Annotated in this window: 19 protein-coding genes; 8 read left to right on the plus strand and 11 right to left on the minus strand. The window is 65.0% G+C overall.

From position 1 onward, the window contains the following. The 7 genes from VL752_RS13840 to VL752_RS13870 all read right to left on the minus strand — a co-directional run. Nucleotides 1-656 (minus strand): NADH-quinone oxidoreductase subunit C (locus VL752_RS13840; RefSeq protein WP_325356221.1); only part of this gene is annotated, 656 nt, incomplete at its 3' end. Continuing rightward, the gene (locus VL752_RS13845; protein ID WP_325356223.1) at nt 653-2092 is read right to left on the minus strand and encodes a hydrogenase 4 subunit F; all 1440 of its coding nucleotides are present in this window, start codon (nt 2090-2092) and stop codon (nt 653-655) included. The genes VL752_RS13845 and VL752_RS13840, both read right to left, overlap by 4 nt. After that, complete coding sequence (locus VL752_RS13850; RefSeq protein WP_325356225.1) at nt 2089-2751, minus strand: hydrogenase-4 component E; 663 nt, start codon at nt 2749-2751, stop codon at nt 2089-2091. Before VL752_RS13850 ends, VL752_RS13845 begins: the two co-directional genes overlap by 4 nt. After that, entirely contained in the window at nt 2751-3725 is a 975-nt protein-coding gene (locus tag VL752_RS13855) for a respiratory chain complex I subunit 1 family protein (protein ID WP_325356227.1), read from the minus strand. Before VL752_RS13855 ends, VL752_RS13850 begins: the two co-directional genes overlap by 1 nt. Beyond that, nucleotides 3722-5719, minus strand: coding sequence for a hydrogenase 4 subunit B (gene hyfB / locus VL752_RS13860; RefSeq protein WP_325356229.1), 1998 nt, complete (start codon nt 5717-5719; stop codon nt 3722-3724). Before hyfB ends, VL752_RS13855 begins: the two co-directional genes overlap by 4 nt. Nucleotides 5720-5761: 42 nt before the next feature. Continuing rightward, entirely contained in the window at nt 5762-6013 is a 252-nt protein-coding gene (locus VL752_RS13865) for a helix-turn-helix domain-containing protein (RefSeq protein ID WP_325356231.1), read from the minus strand. Between the two features lie 118 nt (nt 6014-6131). Then, a complete protein-coding gene (locus tag VL752_RS13870) occupies nt 6132-6863 on the minus strand; it encodes a Crp/Fnr family transcriptional regulator (protein WP_325356234.1) in 732 nt (243 codons plus the stop codon). Nucleotides 6864-7029: 166 nt separating this feature from the next. Between VL752_RS13870 and VL752_RS13875 the strand changes: the two genes are divergently transcribed. Further along, the gene (locus VL752_RS13875; protein ID WP_325356236.1) at nt 7030-7503 is read left to right on the plus strand and encodes a hypothetical protein; all 474 of its coding nucleotides are present in this window, start codon (nt 7030-7032) and stop codon (nt 7501-7503) included. Between the two features lie 267 nt (nt 7504-7770). On the opposite strand, the gene VL752_RS13880 is transcribed toward VL752_RS13875, so the two are convergent. Genes VL752_RS13880 through VL752_RS13890 form a run of 3 tightly spaced genes read right to left on the minus strand, consistent with a single transcriptional unit; the run spans nt 7771 to nt 10785 of the window. Further along, the gene (locus VL752_RS13880; RefSeq protein ID WP_325356238.1) at nt 7771-7974 is read right to left on the minus strand and encodes a hypothetical protein; all 204 of its coding nucleotides are present in this window, start codon (nt 7972-7974) and stop codon (nt 7771-7773) included. Nucleotides 7975-8007: 33 nt separating this feature from the next. Continuing rightward, complete coding sequence (gene cydB, locus VL752_RS13885) at nt 8008-9144, minus strand: cytochrome d ubiquinol oxidase subunit II (protein WP_325356240.1); 1137 nt, start codon at nt 9142-9144, stop codon at nt 8008-8010. Nucleotides 9145-9174: 30 nt separating this feature from the next. Next, the gene (locus VL752_RS13890) at nt 9175-10785 is read right to left on the minus strand and encodes a cytochrome ubiquinol oxidase subunit I (protein WP_325356242.1); all 1611 of its coding nucleotides are present in this window, start codon (nt 10783-10785) and stop codon (nt 9175-9177) included. Between the two features lie 166 nt (nt 10786-10951). On the opposite strand from VL752_RS13890, the gene cydD reads away from it, so the two are divergent. The 7 genes from cydD to VL752_RS13925 all read left to right on the plus strand — a co-directional run bounded on the left by cydD (nt 10952) and on the right by VL752_RS13925 (nt 20767). Then, nucleotides 10952-12607 (plus strand): thiol reductant ABC exporter subunit CydD, encoded by a 1656-nt coding sequence (cydD, locus tag VL752_RS13895; RefSeq protein ID WP_325356244.1) that lies wholly within the window; start codon nt 10952-10954, stop codon nt 12605-12607. Then, nucleotides 12604-14268, plus strand: a complete 1665-nt coding sequence (locus tag VL752_RS13900; RefSeq protein ID WP_325356246.1) for an amino acid ABC transporter ATP-binding/permease protein — start codon at nt 12604-12606, stop codon at nt 14266-14268. Before cydD ends, VL752_RS13900 begins: the two co-directional genes overlap by 4 nt. A gap of 13 nt (nt 14269-14281) precedes the next feature. Then, nucleotides 14282-15202 (plus strand): J domain-containing protein, encoded by a 921-nt coding sequence (locus VL752_RS13905; RefSeq protein ID WP_325356248.1) that lies wholly within the window; start codon nt 14282-14284, stop codon nt 15200-15202. Nucleotides 15203-15404: 202 nt separating this feature from the next. Then, nucleotides 15405-16358 carry a GNAT family N-acetyltransferase gene (locus VL752_RS13910; RefSeq protein ID WP_325356250.1) on the plus strand — a complete coding sequence of 318 codons (954 nt, stop codon included), beginning with the start codon at nt 15405-15407 and terminating at the stop codon, nt 16356-16358. A 213-nt stretch (nt 16359-16571) separates the two neighbouring features. Beyond that, entirely contained in the window at nt 16572-16895 is a 324-nt protein-coding gene (locus VL752_RS13915; RefSeq protein WP_325356252.1) for a chaperone modulator CbpM, read from the plus strand. Between the two features lie 212 nt (nt 16896-17107). Then, on the plus strand, nt 17108-19504 hold the full coding sequence (locus tag VL752_RS13920; RefSeq protein ID WP_325356254.1) for a phosphoketolase family protein: 2397 nt from the start codon (nt 17108-17110) through the stop codon (nt 19502-19504). A gap of 78 nt (nt 19505-19582) precedes the next feature. Then, nucleotides 19583-20767, plus strand: coding sequence for an acetate/propionate family kinase (locus VL752_RS13925; protein WP_325356256.1), 1185 nt, complete (start codon nt 19583-19585; stop codon nt 20765-20767). Nucleotides 20768-20804: 37 nt separating this feature from the next. On the opposite strand, the gene VL752_RS13930 is transcribed toward VL752_RS13925, so the two are convergent. Next, nucleotides 20805-21872: an alkene reductase gene (locus VL752_RS13930; RefSeq protein WP_325356258.1), complete on the minus strand. Its 1068-nt coding sequence runs from the start codon at nt 21870-21872 to the stop codon at nt 20805-20807. Between the last annotated feature and the right edge of the window lie 120 nt (nt 21873-21992).

Consider the following 21992-nt stretch of genomic DNA (forward strand, 5'->3'; position numbering starts at 1 on the left):
GCATCGTTGCAGATGGCCCCAACATCGCCGAGGTGATTCGCGAGCCGTTCCATCTCCGCCATCAGCGCGCGCAGGAAGACCGCGCGCGGCGGCGGTTCGACATCAAGCGCCGCCTCTGCCGCCTGGGCGAAAGCGAGGGCATAGGCGACGGTGGAATCGCCCGAGACGCGGCCAGCAAGTCGCGCGCCCTGCTCCAGCGTCGCACCCGCCATAAGGTGCTCGACGCCCTTATGGGCATAGCCGAGGCGGACCTCGAGGCGAACGACGGTTTCACCGTCGCAAGTAAAGCGGAAGTGGCCGGGTTCGATGATGCCGGCATGGACAGGCCCGACCGGCACGACATGCAGATGCTCTCCCTCCACCGGTAGGAAGGCGTAAGCGCTGTCACGCCGGAGCCAGGGGCGGGTATCGGGCAGGCCTTCCGGCCGCAGGCCGAAGAGGTCGGCGGCCGCACGCTCCAGCCGGATGGCGGGGGCGTGGACTTTCCCGACCGAAGGGTAGCGCCCGTCAGGGCAGGCGAGGCTGAGATGATGCAGCGCGTTGGCCTCGTCCAGCACGGCCATATGCACGCGGTCTGTTTCGCCCCACAGCGAGACGAGGGTGAGGCGGCCCTCGGCCAGCGCCTCGGCGGTGGTGATCCAGGCTTGCGGGCTCATTGCAGCATTCCGGCCGCGGCGCGGCACCAGGCGGCGACCGCGCCGGGCAGGAAGAGCCCCATGATCAGAGCGAGGGCAAGATGGGTGAGCGCGGGCGCGTTGCTGGCCCGCACGGCCAGGCCCGGTCCGCTCGGCGTGCCAAAGGCGAGCCAGTTGAGGCGCAGCAGCAGTGCGCCGAGGGCGAGAAGCAGGCCGAACGCCGCGACCCCAACGAGCGCCGGCGCCCGCGCAAAGCTCGAGGTCAACAGCAGGAACTCGCTCATGAAAATTCCGAAGGGCGGCAGACCGGCGATGGCCACCACACCCACGATCAGCATCCAGCCAAGCAGCGGATTGCTTGCGGTGAGGCCTCGGATCTCGGCGATTTTCTGGGTGCCGCGCGCCTGCACGATCTGCCCGACGGAGAAGAAGATCGCCGATTTGACCAGGCTGTGCAGGATCATCTGCAGGATGCCCGCGAGGTTGCCGAACGGTCCGCCGAGGCCGAAGGCGAAGGTGATGAGCCCCATCTGTTCGATGGAGGAATAGGCGAAGAGGCGTTTGATATCCCCGCGCCGGTAGAGCATCAGCGCCGCGAAGATGACGGAGGCGAGGCCGAAGAGGATCATCAGCGGGCCGGGCGGCATGGCCGTCGCATTGGCGGCCATGATCATCTTGAAGCGCAGCAGCGCATAGAGGGCGACGTTGAGCAGCAGACCCGAGAGCACGGCGGAAACCGGCGTCGGCCCCTCGGCATGGGCGTCCGGCAGCCAGGCATGCATCGGCACGAGGCCGGTCTTGGTGCCGTAGCCGAGGAGAAGGAAGACGAAGGCGACATTAAGCAGCGAGGGATCGAGAGCGGCTGCATGCGCGCGGAGGTTGCTCCATTCCATCGCCCGCATGCCCTCGCCCACAGCATGGACCGCCGCCAGATAGACCAGGATGGTGCCGAAGAGGGCGAGCCCGATGCCGACACTGCCAAGGATGAAATATTTCCACGCGGCTTCCAGCGCCGCATGGGTGCGATAGATGCCCACCATCATGACGGTCGAGAGGGTTGCGAGCTCCACCGCGACCCAGATGAGGCCGATATTGTTGGCCGAGAGGGCGAGGCTCATGGCGAAGAGCATAAGCTGGAACATCGCATGATAGAGGCGCAGCGCCGTGCCGGAGAGCCGGCCGGTTTCGACCTCGTGCCCGATATAGCCCGCGCTGAAGATGCTGCTCGTCATTCCGACGAAGGCGTTCAGGATGAGGAAGATGATGTTGAGATCATCGGCGATGAAGAGCGTCGTGGTTTGCGGGCGCCAAGGAATCAGCGCGAGGGCGAAGAGAAACCCGAGGGCGCTCGCCGCGATGTTGAGCCGTGCCGCCAACCGGTACCTCGGCAGCACGGCGAACAGCAGGGCCGCGGCCAGCGGCGTCAGCAGCAGGCCCCCGATGGGCGAGAGAGTCATGGATGCTCGCCCCGGAAATGATCGATCGTCTCCAGGTCGACCGTGTCGAAGCGCTCGCGGATGCGGAACAGATAGATGCCGATGACGATGAAGGCGATAAGGATCGAGAAAGCGATGCTGATCTCGACGATGAGCGGCATGCCATGCGCCCCGGTGCCGGCCAGCACCAGTCCGTTTTCCAGCGACATGAAACCGATGACCTGGCTGACCGCGTTCCGCCGGGTCACCATCATCAGAAGACCGAGGAGCACGACGGAAAGGGCGAGGGCCAGATCCTCGCGCACCAGAACGTTCGACGCCGCGGTGACCTTGAGCATGAGATCCATGGAGAGTGCCACGAGGCCGATGCCGATCAGCATGGCGATACCGGTGCCGACCGTGCCCTCGATCTCGCGATGGATGCCCATGCGCTGAACCATCCTCTGGAGTGCCAGGGGAATGAGGATGCATTTGAGCCCGATCGCCAGCACCGCCGTCACGTAAAGCTCTGGCGCTCCCTGGATATGGGCCTGCCAGCCCACGGAAAGGCCGAGCAGCAGGGAATGGAGCGAGAGCATGTTGATGAGGGGCAGCAGACGATCCTGGTAGAGCATGGCGAAGCTTGCCAGCACCAATCCGCCTGCGAACATATGAGCGAGGTCGAGCGGGAAGGATTGCATCACATCTCTCCCGAAATGAAAAGAAGCAGCGTGCCGAGAAGACCCAGCATCAGCGCGATGCCGAGCAGGTTGGGCACACGAAACAGGCGCATCTTGGCGGTCGCCATCTCGAAGATCGCAAGCAGCACGCAGGCGGCGGCGAGTTTGGCGAGATAGGCGAGCACGGCGATTAGCAGGAAGGCGGCGGGCCCATCCTGCGTCACGATGCCGAAGGGCGCGAAGATGCAGGCGATGAGCGAGACATAGAGCACCAGGCGTAGAGAGGCGGCGAGCTCCATCATCGCGAGATGGCGGCCGGAGTAATCCAGCAGCATCGCCTCATGCACCATGGTGAGTTCAAGATGCGTCGCCGGGTTGTCAATTGGAATGCGGGTGTTCTCGGCCAGCGCCACGATGACAAGGCTGAGCAGGGCCATGGCGATGGAAAGGCGGAGTCCGACGCCGGTTGCCATGACATGGGCCATGGTCGAGAGCTGCGTCGTCCCCGCCACGAGCGAGAGGGTAAAGACCACCATGATCATGGCCGGTTCGGCGAGCGAGGCGATCATCACCTCTCGGCTCGCCCCGATGCCACCGAAGGCGGTGCCGTTGTCGATTGCGGCTGCCGCCTGGAGGAAGCGCGCAAGGCCGAGCAGAGCGACGATCGCGATGAGGTCTCCCGACCAGCTGAACATGAGCCGGGTCTCGAAGGTGGGAACCAGCGCGGCCGCGACCCAAGTGGCGGCGAAAACGGCGTAGGGCGCGGCCCGGGTGAGCCAGGAGGTCGTCTCGCCGACCACCGCCTCCTTGGCGAGCAGCCGGCGCAGATCGCGGTAGGGTTGCAGGACGGAGGGACCTTGGCGCCGCTGCAGCCGCGCCTTCATGCGCCGGATGAGGCCCGTGACACCGGGTGCGACCGCCACCACGAAGGCCACCTGACAGAGTTGGAGTGCCAGTTCGCCAAGTTCCTGGCGGAGATGAGCGAGGGCGCTCATCCGCGGATCGCCAGCGCGATGAGCAGCAGCACGAGCGTCCCGAAGACGAGGCTCACATAGCTGCGGATGGTGAGGAATTGCAGCCGGTTGAGCGTCTCCACCGTGGCCTGCACGGCCCGGCCCAGTGGGGCGTAGAGGAAGGCCCAGGCCGGATCGCGACTGTGGCGCTGGAGGACGGCGGCCGAGGTATCGCCGGGCGGCGGCAGCCGGACCTCGGATCGCGCCGCGAAGATCAGCGCGCCGAAGACCCGGCGCAGCGGCTGGGCGAGCCCGGTGGCGGAATATTGCGTCTCGGCGCCGCCTTGGGGAAAGCCGCAGCCCCAGGCCGGGGCGCGGCGAATGCCCCGCGAGGCGAAGCGATGGACGAGGAACGCGGTGAGGCTGCCGGCGGCGAGGAGGAAGATGGCGATAACGAGGCCGTTATAGGAACTGCGGCTGGCCGAGATCGGCACAATGGAGAGCCAGGAATCGCTGGCCTGCACTGGCATCCGGCCGCCGGTCAGAAGGGCTGTGACGGGCCGCAGCCCGTCGATGACGAAGCCCGGCAACAGGCCGATCAGAAGGCAGAGTGCGGCACCTGCCAGCATGGTGCCGGTCGACCAGCGATCAGCCTCCACGGCGGTGGCGGCCGCGTCGCTGCGCGGCCGTCCGAGAAAGGGGATGGCGAAGGCGCGGAGGAAACAGGCGGCGGCGAGCGCGGCGGCGAGCGCCAGCAGTACGCCCACCGCCGGCACGAGAAGCTTCATGCCCATCCGCTCGAGATGCGGGCTGATGAGAATGCTCTGAAACAACAACCATTCCGACACGAAGCCGTTGAAGGGCGGCAGGGCGGATATGGCAAGACTCGCGGCCAGGAAGGCGAGGCCCGTGCGCGGCATGCGCTGGATCAGGCCGCCCAACCGCTCGATATCCCGCGTGCCGGTGGCATGGGCGACGCTGCCCGCGCCGAAGAAGAGCGTGCTTTTGAACAGCATATGGTTGAAGGCATGGAGGCCCCCGGCGGTCAGTGCGAGCGCCGCGGCGGCGGGTTCGCCATTCGCCTTGAAGGCGAGAGCGAGACCGACCGCCAGGAAGATGATGCCGACATTCTCGATCGTGCTGCAGGCGAGGATTCGTTTGAGATCCGTTTCCATCAGGGCATAGAGCACGCCCAACACGGCGGTGATGCCGCCGAGCACGAGAACCGGAATACTCCACCACCAGGCGGGCGGTCCGAGCAGCGTGAAGGCGATACGCAGGAAGGCGTAGATCGCGACCTTCGTCATGACGCCGCTCATGAGGGCCGAGACATGGCTTGGCGCTGCGGGATGGGCGAGGGGCAGCCAGGCATGCAGCGGGAAGAGCCCGGCCTTGGAGCCTGTGCCGAGCAGGGCGAGGAGGAGCACCGCGGCGGCGAGGCCCGGGGTGAAGGGGTGGGCGGCGATCGCGGCGAAGCCTGTGCCGCTGGCCGCGGTGGACAGCATGCCGAAGGCGAGCAGCAGCACGAGGGTACCGCCACTTGCCATGAGGAGATAGAGAAAGCCGGCCGGCGCCGTCTCCCGCGCGCGATGATCGGACATCACGAGCGCCCAGGAGGTCAGCGACATCAGTTCCCAGGAAAAGAGAAAACTGTAGGTATCAGCGGCCAGGACGACGAGATTCATCGCCGCCAGAAAGGCGGGGAAGAAGGGCAGAACGCGCCGCGGCTCGGCTGCATGGCGCCCATAGCCGATGCCAAAAAGGCTGGCGCCGAGACCGCCCAGGTTGACGAGGCAGAGGAAGCTGGCCGCGAGCGCATCGAGATGGAAGGAGCAGGCGAGGCCAGGTGGGCCGAGCGGCAAGGCGACATCCACGGCCGTGGCCGCGATCTGGGCGAGCCCGACCGTGAGCAGGCCGGCCGAGAGAATGGCGGAGGCGCCATAGGTGAGGGCCGTGGCGTGGCGACGCGGCAGGAAAATGGCCGCCACGCCGCAGGCGAAGAGCAGGAGGATGCAGGAGAGCGCGAAGGCAATCATGTCCCACTCTTCGCAGTTCAGTGCAGTGTCATCGCTGGCGCTTCAGGATTGAAACTTAAGGCGCACACCGCGCCCGCTGGCGGTGCTCGGCGCGCCGTCGCCGATCAGTTCGACGCCCGCCTCGTCCAGTCCACCGATCAATTTCATGAGCGAATCGACATTGCCGCGGATCACCCCGTCGCTTGCTTCCATGCGCTGGATGGTGGGCAATGACAGCCCCGTCCGTTCCGCGAGTTCTCGCTGGTCCATGCCGAGCAGGGCCCGTGCCGCCCGCATCTGCGCTGCAGTGATCATTCGGATTTCCCGACCCAAGCTTTCCGATCATGTTGGCGTGATGTTTAAAACATCAATAAAGATGCCAGGAAAGGCAAATTTAACGGGCAGACCCGAAGGAATGGTATGGCTCGACCAGCTAGAGCAAGCCCGTCGCCATGCCTTCGAGCCAGGGACGGTCGAGCAGCACCACTTCGGCATTGGACGGGATGGCGATTCGATTTTCCGCCTTGAAGCGGCTCATGGTGCGGCTCACCGTCTCGATCGTGAGCCCAAGATAATCCGCGATTTCGCCGCGGGTCATCGGCAGGGGAATGCGGTCACTCGGGATCGCGCAGGGAAGCTGCGCTTCGGCGCGGGACACGAGGAAGCTTGCGACCCTCTCGCGCGCCGTCTTGCGGCCGAGCAGCAGCATCTGTTCCTGAGCCGCCACAAGTTCGTTACAGGCGGTTTCGAGCAGCCGCTGTTCGAGGGCGGGGAAGTCGTGGACGAGTTCACGCAGCTTGGGGCGCGAGAAGCGGCAGAGTTGCGTCGTTTCGATCGCCTCCGCGCTGAAGGCATAGGTCTGGGAGACGGCAAGGCCCAGGAAGTGTCCGGCAGAGGCAAAGCCGGTCACTTGCTGCCGTCCGTCTGGCAAGAGCTTGTATAGTTTGACCGTTCCGCTGGTGACGTTGAAGAAGTCGGAAGCTGTATCGCCTTCCTGGATGAAGGTTTCGCCCTTGGCGACTTCACGCGATATGGCCACCGCGGCGAGGCGCCCCAGATCCTTGTCCTCGATCGCATTGCAGACGCTGTAACCCCGCGCCGTGCAGGACGCGCACGAGTCTATCTCGTGCTGCGGCAGCAGCCGGATTGATCGGGGACGATGCATGGAATCCACCTCGATTGCGAAGTGCAGTGAGGCGTCAGCCTATAGCGATGCCGGGACTGAGGCAAATCATCTCCGCCTGTCGGCCGCGACTACGACCCATCGAGAAATCTCGCGGCTTGTTGATCCAAGTCAAATCCCGCCTCCTCCCAGTCGCTAGGCTAAGCGCATGGACAAGCGAGCGCAGCAGAGGATGGTCGTACAGCCGATGCAAATCGGCGATGTTCGTCCGCTGTTTCCGCTCGTGCAGGCGCAGGATGCGGGCCTGACGTGGTTGCGCTGGCAGAGTTACGCGAAACGTGTTGTGCGGTCGAAGCTCGGTGCTCGAGAGGGTATCCTGGTTGCGCGCCGCAGCGGACATGCCCTCCCTTGTGGCGCGGTCTGCTATCGGATCGACCGCGATCTGCGCTTCGGCCGAATTCTGACGGTCGAACATGTCATCGCGCTCGATCTTCTCTATCCGCAGCTTGTGCGATCGGCGCTCACTGCCGCGTTGGAGCGGTTGGCTGTGGAACTTGGGTGCGACATCATTCGCTCCATCGTGCCCGCAAACGAGGCGGAAGTGGCCGAGGAGTTGCGCAGGGCGGGCCATAGCGAAGACGGGCGCACGCTGACCAAGCATTGCAGACCCGACACGTTGTAGTCGCCCTCGTTCCCGCTCTTCGTCGCAGAAACACCCGCGTCATCGCGGGTGTTTCGTTTGTCTTCACCTGATCTCGCTCTTTTCGTCAGTCCGGCCCGACGCTTCGGCACGAAGCATCGGGCGACGAGGCTTGCGCGATTCCCTGTCGTTCAGGGGAATTTCCGGCGCACCAGGCGCCAGGCGGTGACATAGAGGAGAAGATAGATTAGCGGGATCACAAGGATGAATCCCGCAAGCTTGTCGGCCATCATGGCGGATCTCCGTCGTTCAGAAGCCGGTGTCGCGGCTGTCGGCGCGGCTGGCTTCCTGGGTTTCGAACAGCACCGCGCCGGCGGCAGCAATCAGCACGATCATCACCGTGCCCACCAGCCAGGCGAAGTACCAAGGTGCGTAGTCACCGGCGACGACCGCAAACAGCAACGACAAAGCAAGTGCAGCGGCAAGGCCGACCATTTGAAGAAAGCGGATCATGTCATTCGTCCCTGAACAGGGTGGGAGAGCGCATCAGTAGGAGTGTTCGTCATGGGCGACGTCCTCGACCCGGACCTTGCCTTTCATCACGCGGTAGCACCACGAGGTGTAGCAGAGGATAGCGGGAACGAAGATGACAGCGAAGACAACCATCCAGCCCAAGGTATAGGCGCTGCTGGAGGCGTTCCAAACGGTCAGACTCTGCGCTGGATTGGTGGTGGAGGGCATCAGGAAAGGGAACATCGCGACCCCGGCCGTGCCAATCGTGCCGACCCAGGCGAGCGCGCCGAACCACCAGCCGATGATCGGCCTGTCGGCGCGGATCGAGAGTGCAGCGAGCACCATGCAGAGGACGCCCAGTGCGGGCAGTACCCAAAGCACCGGAAGGATATGGAAGTTGTGCATCCAGGCGCCCCCCTGCTGGGCGACCGCAGGCCCGCCAAGCGGCGTCGATTCCATGTTCGGGTTGACGGTGCCGGCAAAGACGAAGCCCCGGATGAACTGAATCCAGATGCCGCCGAGGACGAAGAGCACCGCCGCGACGAGGCCGGCGACCCAGGCGAAGCTGCGGGCGCGGCCGTAGATTGGCTCTTCGCCGCGGATCATCAGCATGGCACCCCCCTGCTGGATCGACAGCGCCAGGGAGAGCAGGCCGCAGAGGATGGCGAAGGGGTTGAGCAGATACCAGAGGAAGCTTTCATCCTGGTGGTACTGGCCGGTCCAATCGAAGTGGAAGCCGACGCCCTGCAGCACGTTGCCGAAGGCGGCACCGTAGATGATCATCGGCAACGCGCCCGAGATGAGAAAGGCCCAGTCCCAACTTGTGCGCCAGGAACCACTGGCCTTGGAGCGGTATTCGAAGGCGACGGGGCGCATGATCATGCTGAAGAGCAGCAGGATCATGACGACGTAGAAAATGGAGAACGAGGTGGCGTAGAGCGTCGGGAAGGCGGCGAAGATCGCACCGCCCCCCAGAATGAACCACACCTGATTGCCATCCCAGTGCGGACCGATGATGTTGAGCGCGGTGCGCCGTTCGGCATCATTCTTGCCGACGAAGCGGAGAAGCGTGCCGACACCCATGTCCATGCCCATCATGACGCCGAGGCCCATGAGCAGCACGCCGAGCAGTCCTGCCCAGACCAGTTTCAGGATCGCGTAGAGTTCCATGTCTTGTTTTCCTAACGCCTGCTGTGCTGCTTACTGCCAGGACTTGTCTGCGTAGCCGGCCCGGCTGAAGCCCGATCCGCCAGACCCTTCCGTGAGCGCGGGCACCGCATGTTCGGCGGGGCCGAGACGGGCGAACTTGAACAGCAGGTAGAGTTCGGCTGCGATGAAGGCGCTGTAGAGCAGGACGAAGCCGATCAGCGAGAAGATCATGTAACCGACGGAATGGGTGGAGGCGGAGAGGAAGGTCGGCAACCAGCCATAAACCGTCCAGGGCTGGCGGCCGTTCTCGGCAACGATCCAGCCGTATTCGCAGGCGATGATCGGCAGCGGAATGGCCCACATCGTGGCCCGCAGCAGCCAGGGGTGTTTTTCGATTTTGTTGTTGAGGCTGAAATAGGCCGCGAAGGCAAAGACCACGACGAAGGCGAAGCCGAAGAGCACCATCAGGCGGAAGGACCAGAATTCGACGAAGACATTCGGAATGGTGTCGCGCGCCGCGCGGTCGAGCACGGCCGGTGTGTTTTCCGGTGTCAGCTTGGACAGGTCCTGATCCGGGGCATAGCGCTGGGCGAGGAAGCCGTAGCCCATGTCCTGCTCATACCGCTTGAAGGTCGCGAGGGCAGCAGGGTCCTTGGTCGCGGAATATTGGTGCAGCGCCACCACGGCCTTGATGCCGTTGACGGTGTTTCCCTTGGCTTTCTGTTCCAGATCGATGATGCCCGGAATGGCGGTGTCGAAGGAGTGCGCCACCAGCGGCCCCAGCACATAGGGCAGGTTGATCTCCGCATAGTTCTTCTGTGCCGTGTCGTCGGGGATGGCGAAGGCGGTCCAGGCTGCGGCCGGCGGCTTGGTCGTGTGCCAGATGCCTTCCATGGCGGCGAGCTTGGTCGGCTGCACCAGATAGTCGAGGCGGCCGAGTGCGTCACCCAGCGTCACCACGGCGAGGGAGGAGATGATGCCGAAGAGTGCGGCCATGCGGAAGGAGCGGGCGGCGAATTCGCGGTGGCGTTTCCGCAGCATGTAATAGGCGCTGATGCCCATCACGAACATCGCGCCCGTCACGAAACCGGCGATCGTCGTATGCACGAATTTCGCCTGGGCATCCTCGCTGAAGACCAGCGCCCCGATGTTGTTGAACTCCATCCGCATGGTGGCGGGGTTGAAGCTCGCGCCCACCGGATCCTGCATGAAACCGTTGGCAATCAGAATCCAGAGCGCGGAAAGGTTGGAGCCGAGCGCCACGAGATAGGTGACGGCCAGATGGCCGCCGCGGCTCAGCCGGTTCCAGCCGAAGAACATGAGGCCGACGAAGGTCGATTCCATGAAGAAGGCCATCAGCCCCTCGACCGCCAGCGGGGCACCGAAGACGTCGCCCACGAAATGCGAATACATCGACCAGTTGGTCCCGAATTCGAATTCCATGGTCAGGCCGGTCGCCACGCCGATGGCGAAATTGATGCCGAAGAGCTTGCCCCAGAACTGGGTCATGTCCTTGTAGATTTGCTTGCCGGTGATGACGTAGACCGTTTCCATTGCGGCAAGCAGGAAGGTCAGGCCGAGCGTCAGCGGCACGAACTGGAAATGATAAAGGGCTGTCAGGGCGAACTGTAGTCGCGATAAGTCTACGACGCTGGGGTCCATCTCAAGCTCCGGATTCTGTGCGCAGTCTTGCGGCGGGTTGACGAGGAACGCCGACTGTTACTTCCGGTTAAGCGGCTTCCGGCCAGTCCACCTTGATCTGGGTCAATGCAATATTAACGGGAGCGACCAGTCTTCTAGCATGGCGCAGGATTCTTCTGAAAGTGCAATGATAAAGCGACGCCGCCAGGTCTGGCTCGCGAAGCTCGGTAAGGCAGGGGGACGGCAGGGACGGACAGCCGGTCTGCTGCTCACGCTCGACAGCGCGGCGGCAATCGGCTTCGCCGCCGGCCTCGCCTATGGGCTGACGGCTTTGCCGCATGGCCTGGCGGCGGCTGCGCCCTGGCTCGCGCTCGGCGCGGCCAGCGGGCTCATGCGCGGCGTCTCGGGTCTTCTCTCCCTCCGCATCGGTGCTGCCGCCGCGCGGGCTGCCAAGTCCCGCCTGCGCGACCGCATCACCCGCATCAGCTTCGCTCTCCCCCAAGGCGAACGGCCGCAGACCGGCGCCCTGATGACTGCGGCGGTTGATCGGGTCGAGACGCTGGACGGCTATGTCGCGCGCTTCCTGCCGGCGCGCGCCGCGGTCGCCGGCACCATGGTCGTGCTGGTCGCGACCGCCGCGGCAAGCCCGATCGGCGCGGCCATCCTGGGCGCCACCTTGCTGCCCTTCATTTTCCTCATGATCCTGGCGGGCGGCGCCGCGGCCGATCAGGCGGCCGCCCAGTTCCAGGCGATGATGCGTCTCGGCGCGCTTTTTGCGGACCGCATCCGCGGGTTGCCGCTGATCCTCGCCTTTCAGGCGGAAGGGCGGGAGACTGCGCAGCTGGCGCGCTCGGCGGATGAACTCCGGCGCCGCACCATGGCCGTGCTGCGCATCGCTTTCATCAGCTCCGCCGGGTTGGAATTCTTCGCCGCCCTCGCCGTCGCCCTGGTCGCCGTCTATGCCGGTTTCAACCTGCTCGGCGTGATGCCGGGCCTCGTCACACCCTTCGGCCTGGGCCATCTCGACCTCGCCCGTGCCTTCTTCATCCTGGCCCTCGCTCCCGAATTCTATGGCCCGATGCGCCGGCTTGCCGCCGCCTATCACGACCGCCAGGCGGCCGAGACGGCGGCCGACGGGCTGATGGAGATCGAGGAGCGGCTGGATGCGGCCGGTGCCCGGCCCGCCCGCCGTCTGGCGGCCGCCCCGCGGATTGACTTCGAGGCGGTCACGCTGCGCTACCCGGGGGAGGATCGCGCGGCCCTCTCTGCCTTTTCGCTCACCGTTGCCCCGGGCGAGATCGTGGCTCTCCTGGCACCGAGCGGGGGCGGCAAGACGAGCATCCTCAACCTTCTCCTGGGCATGGTGCAGCCGAGCGCCGGCCGCATCACGGTCGACGGGCTGACCCTTGCGGAGGGCGGGGGGCTTGCCGGAGCGGTCGGCTGGATGGGCCAGGCACCGCTCGTTACCGCCGGTACCATCGCCGAGAATATAGCCCTGGTCCGCCGCGATGCCTCAGAGGAGGAGATTTTGGCGGCGGCCGAGGCGGCCGGCCTGCTGCCCCTCCTCGCCGCCCGGCCGGCCGGCCTCCGGACCCCGCTCGACGAACGCGGCGGCGGCCTCTCCGGCGGCGAGCGGCAGCGCATCGGCCTCGCGCGGCTGTTCCTTAAGCCGGAGCCGCTATTGCTGCTGGACGAACCGACCGCGCATCTCGACGCGGAGGCGGAGATGCGGCTGGCGGCGGCGATCGCGCGGGCGGCGCGCGGGCGCACGACCCTGATCGCGACGCATTCGCCCCGCCTTGCCGCCATTGCCGACCGCACCATCCGGCTGGAGGCAGCATGACCCCGCATCTCTCCCGCTTTCTCGCCGCCGAACGCCGGCACGAGCGCAGCCGGCTGCTGGTCGCCTGTGTTTCGGCTGCCTGCGTGACCGCAGCCTCCGTGTTGCTGCTCGGCATTTCCGGTTGGTTTCTGACGGCAGCCGCCCTCGCCGGGCTTGCCGGGCCTCTGGTCGCCAACGGCTTCAATTATTTCACGCCGGCCGCTCTCATCCGGATGTTCGCGATCCTGCGCACGGCCGGCCGCTATGCCGAGCGCGTGGTCGGGCACGAGGCCGCGCTGCGGGCCCTTTCGCGCATCCGTCCGGCGCTGTTTGCCGCCATTCTGGCCGGTCCGGCCGAACGCGCGCTGCGCCTGACGATGGGTGACGCCTCGAGCCGCATGGTGCAGGACGTGGACGCGCTGGAAGCGCGCTTCGTGCGCATCCCCGTTCCCTGGGGCACGACTGCGGCCTTCCTGGCCGGCATGGCGATGATCCTGCCGGCCGGCTTGGCCCCCGCCTTTGCCACGGCGGTGACCCTGGGTGCCACCCTCGGCCTGGGATGGATCCTGGCGCGCACGTCCGAGGCCGCCGGGCGGGAGGTCCAGATCGCGACTGGCCTGCTCAAGGAGCGCTATGCCGGCCTTGTCGCGGCTTCCGCCGAACTTCGCGCCTATGGGCTGGAAGACTGGGCGGCGCAGGACATCGCCCGGACGGGGGAGCGGCTCCTCACCGCCCAGGCTCGGGTCACTGCCTGGGGCGGCTGGTTCGCGTTGCTCCAAGGCACGGCGATGGGCCTGGCCGCCATGCTGGCCTTGGCCCTCGCCCCCGCCCATCACCTGCCGCTTGCCGCTATGGCGGCGCTTGGGGCCGCTATGGTGATCGACGGTGCCGGCGCCGTTCTGCGCGGGCTGGAAGCGCAGGGCGGCTGGCATGAAGCGGCCGAACGGTTGGACACGCTGCTCGCGCCGCCGCCCGTGACGGCGGCATCAGATCCGATCGGCGCCGATCCCGCGATCGACCTCGGCTTGGGCGGAGCACCGCTCGCGCCTGGCACCGTCCTCGGCCTCACCGGTCCCTCCGGCATCGGCAAGACGAGCCTCCTCGAGCGGCTCATGGGGCTGCGGTCGGCCTTGGGCAGCGGCATGGCGCTGGACGGCGTTCCGCTTGAGGCCATCGACCCGGCGTCGCTCCGCGCCGCCTTCGCCTATGCGCCGCAGGATGCCGCGTTGCTCGCCGGCACCGTGCGGGCCAACCTGCTTCTCGCCTGCCCTGACGGCGAGACCGATGAGGATTCGCTGTGGTCTGCGCTCGAGGATGCGGCACTGGCGACCAGGGTGAGCGCCATGCCGCAGGGGCTGGATACCTGGCTTGGCGAGAATGGCGCCCGGCTGTCGGGTGGCGAGCGTCGCCGCCTCGGCCTTGCCCGCGCCTATCTTCGCCCGGCTCCCTGGCTGCTGTTGGATGAGCCGACCGCGGCACTTGATCCGGCGGTCGAGGCGCTCGTCATCGGTCGCCTTGCCGCCCGCCTCGCGCGCACGGGGCAGGGCGCGCTGATCGTCTCCCATCGTCCAGCGCCGCTTCGGCTCTGCAGCCCTGTCCTGCGCCTCGCGGGGGCAGGGCAGGAGAGCTTTGCTTCTTCAACCGGGCCGCTATCTGACCTACATAGGGTCACGGTTGCTTGAGCCTGGAGCGCTGATGGCGAAGACGGATCTCTACGCTACCCTCGGGGTGGCGCGCGACGCGAGCGCGGACGACATACGCAAGGCCTATCGTGCCTTGGCGAAACAACATCATCCTGACCTGAATCCCGGCAGCAAGGTGGCCGAGGATCGGTTCAAGGCGGTCGCCTCGGCCTATGATATTTTGAGCGATGCTGAGAAGCGCGCGCGCTATGATCGCGGCGAGATCGACGAGACCGGAGCGGAGGCGCCGCCGGAACACCCCTCGTACAGAGGCTATGCCGAGGGCGCGCAGGGCCGGCGCTATCGCCAGCAGGCTGGGCCGGAGATGGGTGAGGAGGATCTGAGTGACATTTTCGCCGACCTTTTCGGCCAGGGCGGCCAGGCACGGTCCAATGCGCCGCGGCGCGGGCGAGATCACTCGTACACGTTGACCATCGACTTTCTGGACGCGGTGACGGGCGCCACCAAGCGCCTGGCGCTGCCGGACGGCAAGGGGCTCGATGTCCGCATTCCACCGGGCATCGAGCAGGGTCAGGTGATGCGGTTGAAGGGGCAGGGTAGCCCCGGCCGCAACGGCGGCCCGGCAGGCGATGCGCTGATCGAGATCCAGATCACGCCCCATCCGCTGTTCCGGCGGGAGGGACGTGACATTCATGTCGAGGTGCCTGTCAGCATTTCCGAGGCCGTGCTCGGCGCCAAGATCGCGGTGCCCACGCCCTCCGGTCCGGTGACGATGACAGTGCCGAAGCGTTCCGATGCGGGCGCAAGGCTGCGGCTGCGTGGCCGCGGCGTCGCGGCGCATGGGGGCCAGCCGGCGGGTGATGAATTCGTCACGCTCAAGCTCGTTCTGGGCAATGTCGATGAGGCGCTCGAAAGTTTTCTGCGGGACTGGCCCGGCCGCCAGGGAGAGGACCCCCGTAAGGGCATGGGCTAGGGGTGCCCGACACGTCCTTGCCTACTCCTTTTGCGGGGCCGGCTGATCCTCCAAATAGGTAGATCCTGGGCTGAAAGGCCGTAAGCCGCCATGCCGGGTAAGCCAAAGGCATGAAATCGGCTCCTCGAACAGGTAGATAGATGAGCTCATCTCCCGCGCTTATCTAGGTCGGTCTGACGGGCGCAGGGAGGACCAACGAAGAATGGATCAACTGACGCAGATTTCGACGGACCGCTCCCGCACGATCTTTACCGAGGACTGGTGGTTCGACGCTGTCTGCCCGGGGGCGTGGGAGCGACACGAACTGCGGCGGGATGGTGCGCTCTTCGCTTCCTTCTCCTTTCAATTCTACAAAAAAATGGGCTTCCGCTATGTGGCGATGCCGAACCTGACACGAACGCTCGAGCCGATGGTCATGCCTGGGGCGCGCAAGCCGGTCAGCCGTTTGCAGAGTTCCACGGCGCTTCTGAAGGAATTGATCGCGGGCATGCCCCGTCATGACCGGCTGGAGATCTGTCTGCCGCCAGACAGCGAGCTTGCGCTGCCCTTCGGTCTGCTCGGCTATCGCAATACCGCGACCTTCACGTTTCGGCACGAAGGCGAGCCGCTGGACGAGGTCTGGAAGGGAATGGATCAAAAGACCCGCAACATAATCTCGACCTCGCGGAAGCGGCTTTCGGTCGAACGTCATCACGATCTCGATCGGTATGTTCGGCTGTCCCGCGGCAGCAGCAAGAGCGGCGGCGCCGACAAGACCGACTACGACGGCCTTCGGCGCGCCTTCGATGCCTGCTTGTTACGGGACCAGGCAACCATCCTGACCGCGGTCGACGACCAGCGGCGTGATGTCGCAAGTGTGATCCTCATCTGGGATCGGCAAGAGCTTTACTACTGGATGAGTGCACGTGACAGAACACTGTCCGGCAATGCGGCGAACAGCCTGCTCGTGTGGCAGGCCCTGGAATTCGCGAGCGCGATCGGCTGCCGCTTCGATCTCGATGGCTTCATCACGCCGCAAAGCGGCGTCTTTCTCTCGAAGTTTGGCCTCAAGGCTGCCGTTCGCACCTATATCTCGAACGTCAATCCTCTCTGGTCCACTCTCTCGGGCATGCGCGGCATCTTCCGGCCGGCACCCCAAGAGGTTTCCTATCGTTAGGGTCTGATCGGCGATCCTGCCCCTTCCAAAAGCTGAGAGCGGCTATCGCCCCGGCATGGGCTGGTGCGGCGCCGATCTTTGGTCTAGCATAAATCTCGAATTGATTGCGCCCGGCGGTGGCCCAACGGGCGCATGCTCTGATGCCAGGACAAGCCTGAAGGGCTGCGGCCCGAGCCACCGTCCCGGTCGCGCGCGTGCGGTTCGAGGTGTGCGATGATCACGATCAAAAGCCAGTCTGTGACAATTTCCGGTCTCGATCCCGACGATCTGCAACGATGGATCGACAATGCCTGGGTACGGCCGGATGGGATACCGGGCGAATACCGTTTTCATGACATTGACGTCGCCCGTCTCCGTCTGATCGTCCAATTGCGGGATGATATGGGTCTGGACGAAGCGGCCATGCCGGTGGTGCTCTCGCTGCTTGACCAGCTCTACGAAACGCGGCGCCAAATACGACATTTTTATAATGTCATTGAAACAACACTTCCTCCCGAGATGCATGCCCGGCTGCGCGAACGCTTCACGCAATCCTGAACTGGCGGGTCTGCAAGACCTTACACCTGGCTGGTCACGTATTCGTGACATAACGACCGCACTTGATCTGCATCAACGCTCCATGCACTGACTAGACCTCAGAAGGAAGCGCCGGTTGGGTGCAGATCCGTCTCCGGTGCGAGAAGGGCCACTCGCCGCGCTTTGGCGGGAGGCCTGCCTTTGCGTTTCACTTCGGTGCACAGGAGATCCAGATGAACGAATCGTCCGCCACTCCGTCCGTCACGATAAAGTCCCAGCCGCTCTCCCCCGAACTTCTCAAGAAAATGGACGCCTATTGGCGTGCCGCGAACTATCTGTCCGTGGGGCAGATCTATCTTCGCGACAACGCGTTGCTTGAGCAACCGTTGACGTTGGAACATGTGAAACCGCGCCTGCTCGGCCATTGGGGCACGACGCCAGGCATCAACATGCTCTATGTCCATCTCAATCGCCTGATCAAAGACAATGATCTTGATATGATCTATATCATTGGTCCTGGGCATGGTGGACCGGGGCTGGTGGCGCATACCTATCTCGAAGGTTCCTATACCGAGCGCTTTCCGGCGATAGAGCGCAGCCGCAGCGGGTTGCACCGGCTTTTCCGCCAGTTCTCCTGGCCTTACGGCATCCCGAGCCATGTGGCACCCGAGACGCCGGGCTCCATTCACGAAGGCGGCGAGCTTGGCTATTCGCTTGCGCATGCCTATGGCGCGGCTTTCGACAATCCCAATCTCATCGTTGCCTGTATCGTGGGCGATGGCGAGGCTGAGACCGGCGCGCTCGCCACCAGCTGGCATTCGAACAAATTCCTCAACCCCCGCCGGGACGGCGCGGTACTGCCGATCCTGCATCTGAACGGCTTCAAGATCGCGAACCCGACGGTTCTCGCCCGGATCAGCCAGGAGGAGTTGACCGATCTCCTGCGTGGCTATGGCTATGAGCCGCATTTCGTCGAGGGGCATGAGCCCGAACTCGTGCATCAGCAACTGGCGGGGACGCTGGACACCATCGTTGCACGGATCAAGGAAATCCAGGTCGCGGCGCGTGCGGCGGATGCGCCCGCGACGCCTGAACGTCCGCGCTGGCCGATGATCGTCATGCGCACGCCGAAGGGCTGGACAGGGCCGAAAGTTGTGGACGGCAAGCCCGTGGAAGGTACCTGGCGCGCGCATCAGGTGCCGATCAGCAGTTTCAAGAACCCTGAGCATCTCAAGATCCTTGAGGATTGGATGCGCAGCTACCGGCCGCAGGAACTCTTTGACCGTAATGGCAAGTTCCTGGAGGAGTTTGCCGAGATCGCGCCGACCGGCCACCGCCGCATGGGCTACAATCCGCATGCCAACGGCGGCGAGATCATGAAGCCGCTCTCCCTGCCGCATTTCGCGGATTACGCGCTCGACGTGCCGAGCCCCGGCGCGGTGCGGGGAGAGGCGACCCGCGTCCTCGGCCAGTACATCCGCGACGTTATGAAGCTCAACCTGGAACGGCAAAACTTCCGCCTCTTCGGGCCAGACGAGACCGCATCCAACCGGCTCGACGCTGTCTACGAGGTCTCCCGCAAGGAATGGATGGCCGCGACGCAGGAGAACGACACCGATCTGGCCGCCGACGGGCGCGTGATGGAGGTGTTGAGCGAGCATCTGTGCCAGGGTTGGCTGGAAGGCTATCTGCTCACCGGCCGCCACGGTTTCTTCAGCTGCTACGAAGCCTTCATCCACATCATCGATTCGATGATGAACCAGCATGCGAAGTGGCTGAAGGTTACGCGGGACATTCCCTGGCGCAAGCCCATAGCCTCGTTGAACTATCTGCTCACCTCCCATGTCTGGCGGCAGGACCACAATGGCTTCTCGCATCAGGATCCGGGCTTCATGGATCTGGTTGCGAACAAGAAGGCGGACATCGCGCGCATCTACCTGCCGCCGGATGCCAATACGCTGCTCTCCGTCGCCCATCACTGTCTGCACAGCCGCAACTACATCAACCTGATCGTCGCCGGGAAGCAGCCCGAATGGCAGTGGCTGAGCATGGATGCTGCGATCAATCATTGCACGGCGGGCGCCGGCATCTGGGAGTGGGCGAGTGACGAGGGAGAGCCCGATGTCGTCATGGCCTGCGCGGGCGATGTGCCGACGGTCGAGACCATGGCTGCCGTCACCCTGCTCCGCGAATATGTGCCAGATATCAAGATTCGTGTCGTCAATGTTGTCGATCTGATGGTGCTGCAGCCGACTTCCGAGCATCCGCACGGGCTTGAGGAGGGTGAGTTCGACGCGCTCTTTACCACCAACAAGCCGGTTATCTTCGCCTTCCACGGCTATCCGGCGCTGATCCACAAGCTCACCTACCGCCGCCATAACCACAGCAACATCCATGTGCGGGGCTATAAGGAAGAAGGTACGACCACGACGCCCTTCGACATGGTGGTGATCAACAACCTCGATCGCTTCCAGCTCGCGCTCGATGCAATCGAGCGTATTCCCCGGCTTCGGGATCAGGTCCAGACCGCGCAGGATCGCTACTGGGCGACGATCGAGAGGCACAAGCTCTATGTCGGCGAACATGGCGACGACATGCCGGAAATCGTCAACTGGCGCTGGCACCGCTGAGGCGGCGCAGAAACGGCACCCGGCGCCGCATCACTGCCGCGCCGGGTTTTTCATGAACCTGGTCCCAGGGAGAGTGCGATGAGCCCTCAGGGTTCCATCCTCACGCTGAATGCCGGCTCGTCCAGCATCAAATTCGCGCTCTTCGATACGGCGCAGGACCTGCTGGAGACGGTGCGCGGAGAGATCGAAAATCTCTCCAGCGTGCCGCATTTCCATGCCGTGGACGACCGCGGCGCGGTACTCATCGAGCGGCGCTGGAAGCCGGAGGACAATGCCTCCTATCCCCATGTGCTCGAGGAACTGATCGCCTTCGTGGAGGATCATCTGGGCGAGGCGGGGCTGCTCGCGGTCGGCCACCGCATCGTCCATGGCGGGGCGGCGTATAGCCGCCCGGTACGTCTGACGGCCGAGACGGTCGATGCGATCGATGCGCTGACACCGCTCGACCCGTTGCACCTGCCGCTTAATCTGGCGCCCATCCGGGCGATTGCCGCGGCCCGGCCGAACCTGCCGCAGGTGGCGTGCTTCGATACCGCCTTTCACCACACGGTGCCCAAGGTTGCCCGCAGCTATGCCCTGCCGCGAGAGATCACGGATAGAGGCGTGCGGGCCTATGGGTTTCACGGACTTTCCTACGAATATATCGCGGGCCGGCTGCGCGACCTGGCGCCCGGCCTCGCCGGCGGGCGGGTCATCATCGCGCATCTCGGGGCGGGTGCCAGCCTCTGCGCCCTATCGGAGGGCCGCAGCCTCGCCAATACCATGGGCTTCAGCGCCCTCGACGGCCTCATGATGGCGACCCGCTCGGGCATCATCGACCCTGGCGTGTTGCTCTATCTCGGCCGCCAGGGCATGAGCTTCGATCAGATCGAGGACATGCTCTACCGTAAGTCGGGCTTGCTCGGCGTTTCCGGCATCAGCGGCGATGTGCGTGCATTGCAGGCGAGCGAGGAACCGGCGGCGCGCGAGGCGCTGGATCTCTTCGTCTATCGCGTGGGCTGGGAAGCGGGAGCGCTGGTCAGCGCGCTGGGCGGGTTGGATGGCCTCGTCTTCACCGCCGGCATCGGCGAGCATAGCGCCGACATGCGGGCCGAAATCTGCGCCCGTCTATCCTGGCTCGGGCTGCGCCTGGATGCGGCGGCGAACAAGGCCCATGCCGGGGTGATCAGCCTGCCCGACAGTGCGGTGGAGGTGCGGATCATCCCCACCAATGAGGAACTGATGATCGCGCGCCACGCTCTCGCGCTGCTGGGCCGCGACTGAGGAAAGGGCGGGGCTTTGGGACCCCGCCCTCGCGCGTTCAGGCGGCAACCATCTCGGTCAGCGCCGGGTAGTCCGTATAGCCCTCGGCCCCGCCGCCATACATCGTGGAACGATTGAGCTCGTTGAGCGGGGCGCCCGCGCGGAGACGCGCCGGCAGATCGGGGTTGGCGATGAACTTCACGCCAAAGGAAATTGCATCCGCCCAGCCATCGGCCAGTGCCTTTTCCGACTGTTCGATCGTGAAACGTTCGTTCGCGACATAGGGACCGCCGAAGGCGCGCTTGATGGCGGGGCCGATGGAATCCCCGGCCTCGTGCTCCCGTGCGAAAAGAAAGGCGAGATTGCGGGCGCGGGCTTCCCGCGCGACATGGCTGAAAGTGCCGAGCAGGTCGCTATCGCCCATGCCGTGGGAATCGGCACGGGGGGCGAGATGAAGGCCGACGCGATCGGCACCCCAGACGGAGATCGCCGCGTCCACCGCTTCGAACATCAGCCGCGCGCGGTTTTCCACCGGGCCACCGTATTCGTCGGTTCGCGTGTTGCTGCCGTCCTGCAGGAACTGATCAAGCAGATAGCCGTTGGCGCCATGCAGCTCGACACCGTCGAAGCCGGCGCGCTGGGCATTCTCCGCGCCTTTCCGGTAATCCGCGATGATGCCGGGGATTTCCTCGAGGGTGAGCGCGCGCGGCGTCGGGTAGGGGCGCTCGGGGCGCAGCAGGCTGACATGGCCCTGAGCCGGAATGGCAGAGGGCGCGACCGGGAGATCACCGCCGAGAAGCGAGGGGTCGGAAATGCGGCCGCAATGCCAGAGCTGCATCATCATGCGGCCCCCGGCCGCATGCACGGCATCGGTGATCACCTTCCAGGCCTCGACCTGCGCATCCGACCAGATGCCCGGCGTGCGCTCATAGCCCACACTCTTAGGGTTGATGTTGGTCGCTTCGGTCAGAATCAGGCCCGCGGAAGCGCGCTGCACGTAATAGTCCCGCATCAGCGGAGTCGGCACGCGGTCTTCCGTCGCACGGGCGCGCGTCAGCGGTGCCATGAAGATGCGATTCGGCAGATCGAGATCGCCGACGCGGATGGGGTCGAAAAGAGTGGGCATGGATGGCATATCCTTCTGCGGGCAGAGAAGCCCCGGCTAAAAGGCGTGCCGCAATCCCAGGAAGCGGCGAAAGCGGCCACGCCGGTGTTTCATGTTCGACGAACATCGAATATAGAAGGC

The sequence above is a fragment of the Acidisoma sp. genome (assembly GCF_035492295.1).
In the GTDB taxonomy this organism is placed as follows: domain Bacteria; phylum Pseudomonadota; class Alphaproteobacteria; order Acetobacterales; family Acetobacteraceae; genus Acidisoma.